Raw genomic sequence first — 4,307 nt, forward strand, 5'->3', positions numbered from 1 at the left:
CGGTGTATCAGTCACAGATAAGGTGACAGGCAGAATGCCATCGCCGGCAAGCCGGCTCCTACAGGGGAGGGTGGGTCAGTAGTCTTTGCGTTTGCGGAACGCCCAGCGCCCGGCAATCAAGGTGAACGTCGCCACCAGCGCCACCAGGATCCAGAAGCCTTCCGGGTCGGTGGAGAGCGGCACGCCGCCCACGTTCATGCCAAAAAAGCCGGCAATGATGTTGATCGGCAGCGCCAGCACCGTCACCACGGTGAGGGTGAACAGCGTGCGGTTGCTTTGTTCGTTGAGGTTGGCGGCGATCTCTTCCTGCAACAACTTGATGCGTTCGCCCAGGGCCATCAGGTCGTTGATGATCAGCGCAAACTCCTCGGTGGACTTGCGCAACTCCTTCACGTCTTCCTTTTGCAGCCATTGCGGCGGGCGGTTGAGCAGGCGCAGCAGCGAGCCCGGCTCCAGCGCCAGCAGGCGTTGCAGGCGCACCAGCACCCGGCGTGCGGCGCCCAGTTCGGCGCGGTTGGTGGACAGCCGTGAAGACAGCAACTGGTCTTCGATATGGTCGACGCTGATGCTGGTCTTGCGCACGATCTGGGTCAGCACTTCGCCCTGGTCGCGCAGCAGGTGCACCAGCAGTTCCAGCGGCGAGCGGAAGCGTTCACCGGCCTTGACCGACGAGCGCAATTTATCCACCGAGTGCAGCGGTTGCAGGCGCGCGCTGACCAGCAAGCGGCTGCGGGCGCACACCCACAGCGTGGAAATGTCCGACGAGACCATGCTGCTGAAGTTGAACACCACGTCGTTGACCACCGCCAGCAAGGCTGCGTCAACGTGTTCGATCCGGGTGGAGCGCGAGCCTTCGTGCAAGGCTTCGAAAAACTCGTCCGGCAGCGACAGGTGGGTCTTCATCCAGCGCTCGCAGGCAGCGTGGGCCAGGTTCAGGTGCAACCAGAGGAACTCCTCCGGATCTTGCGGCGCCTTGAGGGCCGCCAGCGCCGTGGCCGAATCGATCTGCTCGCCCTTTTCACCGGGCCGAAAACGAAAACCGTAAAGCAGGCCAAACAGATCGGGATCTTGGTGGCCGTGGTCGATGCTGTGGTTCATGGAGGCTCGCAGAGAAAGCGCCTGTAGGACGTTTCACAGGTTCGCGTGGGCGAATCATTGCAAGGAGATTTGACAGTTTTGTGACGGTTTGCGATTTATTTCGTTGCGGTGACATTTTCTTGACCGTTTGTCAGGAACCGTTCAAGAAGCCTCTGGCACGGCCGATTCAGGGCACTAAGAACCGCTGTGGATGGGCGGTGCCTTTGACGACAGGGAAGTTACGGCGTGCATGCACCCTTTTCCTTGTATCGAGGCTTTTCCCCGATGAATGTTTTGCGAACCTCCTTGAGAGCACAAATCCTGTCGCTGCTCGGTGGCAGCCTGCTGGCGATGTTGTTGATCGCCCTGGCCTGTTTCAACTTCCTGTCCAACGGGGTTCAGAGTTATCGCAGTTTGATCGACGGGCCGTTGCTCACCTCACAGCTGATTGATGAAGCCAACCTGCAATTCAAGGTGCAGGTGCAGGAGTGGAAAAACGTCCTGCTGCGCGGCAAGCAGCCCCAGGACATGGAGAAATACTGGGGCCAGTTCCAGGACCGCCAGCGCGATGTGCAAGGCATCCTCACCCGCCTGGTCACCCAGACCCAAGACGACCCGACGCTGAGCCGACGGATCGACACCCTGCGCCAGGAGCACCAGCAACTGGGGCTGGCCTACCAGAAGGGCCGTGACGCTTATGTGGCCGCCGGTGGCGACCCGACAGCAGGTGACAACGCGGTCAAGGGCGTAGACCGCGCCGCCAGCGATCAGATGAGCGCGCTGGTCAGCGACTTGCGCGCCCAGGGCAGCCAGCAATCCTTGGCCATCAGCGCCTATGCCGAGCGCACGGTGCTGGTGGGCCTGGCGATCATGCTGCTGTCCGGCGCCGCGATTGGCGTGTTCAGCCTGTTTTTGATCAACCGCAACCTGATCCTGCCGATCCGTGGCTTGATCGACTACGTGACGCAATTGAGCCATGGCCGTTTCGCCGAGCGTGTGGCCAGCCGTCGCCAGGATGAGCTGGGCCACCTGGCCGCCGCCGCGAATACCCTGCGCGATTTCCTTGCCGAAACCTTTAGCCGTTTGCAGCGCAGTGCCACTGACCTGGTCAGCGCCAGCGGCGAGCTGAATTCCATCGCCGGGCAAATGGCGACCGGTACCCACGATCAGTTCAGCCGCACCGACCAGGTGGCCACGGCCATGACCGAAATGTCGGCCACCGCCCAGGAAGTCGCGCGCCACGCCGCCAGTGCTTCGCGTGCGGCCGATGAGGCTGACCAGTCGGCCCGCGAAGGCGGCGAGGTGATGCAAGTCACCATCGCCACCATCGGCCAGATGCGCAATGAAATCCTCAACACCGGCACCATCATCCGCCGCCTGGAAACCGACAGCGTGCGCATCGGCAAAGTGCTCGAAGTGATTCGCGGGATTGCCGAGCAAACCAACCTGCTGGCGCTCAACGCGGCCATCGAGGCCGCACGGGCGGGCGAAGCCGGGCGCGGGTTTGCGGTGGTGGCCGATGAAGTGCGCAGCCTGGCGCAACGCACGGCGGCGTCGATCATCGAGATCAACCAGATCATTCACGCGGTGCAAACCGGTGCGGTGGATGCGGCCGAGGCGATTGTAAGCGGCCAGTCGTGCAGCGATGACAGCGTGGCCAAGGTCACCCAGGCGGGCGCCATGCTCACGCACATCACCCAGGCGGTGGAGGCGATTCGCGACATGAACCGCCAGATCGCCACGGCGGCGGAAGAGCAGACCTCGGTGGCCGAAGACATTTCGCGCAACATCACGCAGATCACCACCGTGGCCACGGCCAACATGGACAACGTGCAGCGCACCGAGGCGGCCAGTCATAACCTGCGCGGGTTGTCCGGCGAGCTGAATGAACTCACCGCACGGCTGGGCGCCTGATCAGGCGATTGGCAGGCTGAAGCTGAACACCGTGCCGTGCTGCTCGCTGCTGGTCACGCTCAGTTCACCACCGTGGGCATCGGCAATCTGCTTGACGATGTAGAGCCCCAGGCCCAGCCCGGCCTGGGGTGTATCGGTGAGGGGGCGCGAGTAGGGCTGGAACAACCTGGGCAAGGCCTGCTCGCTGATCTGCCCGGCGTTCTTCACCGTCAGGGTCAGGTGCTGGTGTTCAACCTGCGCGCTGACGTACACCGGGCTGTGCCGGTGGCCATGGTGGATGGCATTGGCCACCAGGTTGGAGAGCAATTGCGCCAATCGATCACGGTCGCCGTGCACACCTTGCAGGTCACCGATGTCGGCATGGATCAAGCGCTGCGGGTGCACGCTTTGCACTTCGAGCACCACCTGATGCAAGGCGTCTTGCAGGTCCTGGCACTCGCTGCGGTGTAGCGGGATGCCACTTCCCATGCGGCCACGGGCAAAATCGAGCACGTCTTCAACCAACTGCGCTGCGCGCCGGCCACTGGCGAGGATGTGCCTCACCAGTGGGTCAGTGGTGGCATTGGGGTGTTTGCGCAGCAAGCGTTCGGCACCGAAATTGATGGCGAACAGCGGGTTGCGCAGGTCATGGCCGAGCACGGCAATGAACTGCTCGCGCAATTCGGCGGTGCCGCGCTCTTCCAACAGCTCGGCTTCGGTTTGCTGCTGGTTTTCTTCGGCTTCGATTTGCAGCGAGAGCAGGCGGGCGAACGATTCCATGGTCGACTGGATCGTACTGCTGCGCAGTTGCGCGGGGTTGGGGTCGAGGGCGCAGATCGTGCCGAAGAAGCGTCCGTCGGTGCGGAACACTGGCACGGAAATGTAGCTTTCAAACACGTAGAGGCGTGGGGTGTGGTGGTTGCAATAGACCGGGTCTTCACTGGCCTTGTCGATCACGACGGACTCGTGGGAACCACGGATCTCATGGCAAATGGTGGTGGTCAAGTCCAGCTCGCTGCCGACGCCGAGGCCGAATTCCAGTTGATCGAGTACGGCGCAGGCGGTCCAGTTGTCCTCGGTCACCCGGGCCACGGCGGCGAAGCGCAAGCCGGTCATGTCGCTGATGACTTTGAGCATCGCAGGTACGGCGCTGATGCGGCCAATGGTGGCGATGTCGGCGGCTTTCTGCCCCATGCAATACCTCCATGTGCAAGGCGGTGGTCTGTAGCAGGAAGTCTAGCGACCTTGTGTGCGCAAGTGTCATTTTTGTAGTGGGGGGGGGGTGGGGGGGGGGGGGGGGGGGGGGGGGGGGGGGGGGGGGGGGGGGGGGGGGGGGG

Annotated in this window: 3 protein-coding genes; 1 reads left to right on the forward strand and 2 read right to left on the reverse strand. The window is 63.0% G+C overall.

Annotated elements, in window-relative coordinates:
* Window positions 1-75: 75 nt before the first annotated feature.
* On the reverse strand, window positions 76-1,098 hold the full coding sequence (locus AC07OV_RS28035; RefSeq protein WP_176997992.1) for a transporter: 1,023 nt from the start codon (window positions 1,096-1,098) through the stop codon (window positions 76-78).
* Between the two features lie 1,284 nt (window positions 1,099-2,382).
* Here AC07OV_RS28035 and AC07OV_RS28040 point away from each other — a divergent pair.
* Entirely contained in the window at window positions 2,383-2,991 is a 609-nt protein-coding gene (locus AC07OV_RS28040; RefSeq protein ID WP_495093426.1) for a methyl-accepting chemotaxis protein, read from the forward strand.
* Here AC07OV_RS28040 and AC07OV_RS28045 read toward each other — a convergent pair whose 3' ends face one another.
* Window positions 2,992-4,164: a GAF domain-containing sensor histidine kinase gene (locus tag AC07OV_RS28045; RefSeq protein ID WP_495093414.1), complete on the reverse strand. Its 1,173-nt coding sequence runs from the start codon at window positions 4,162-4,164 to the stop codon at window positions 2,992-2,994.
* Between the last annotated feature and the right edge of the window lie 143 nt (window positions 4,165-4,307).

This window comes from Pseudomonas sp. GW821-FHT09A09 (assembly GCF_059418405.1).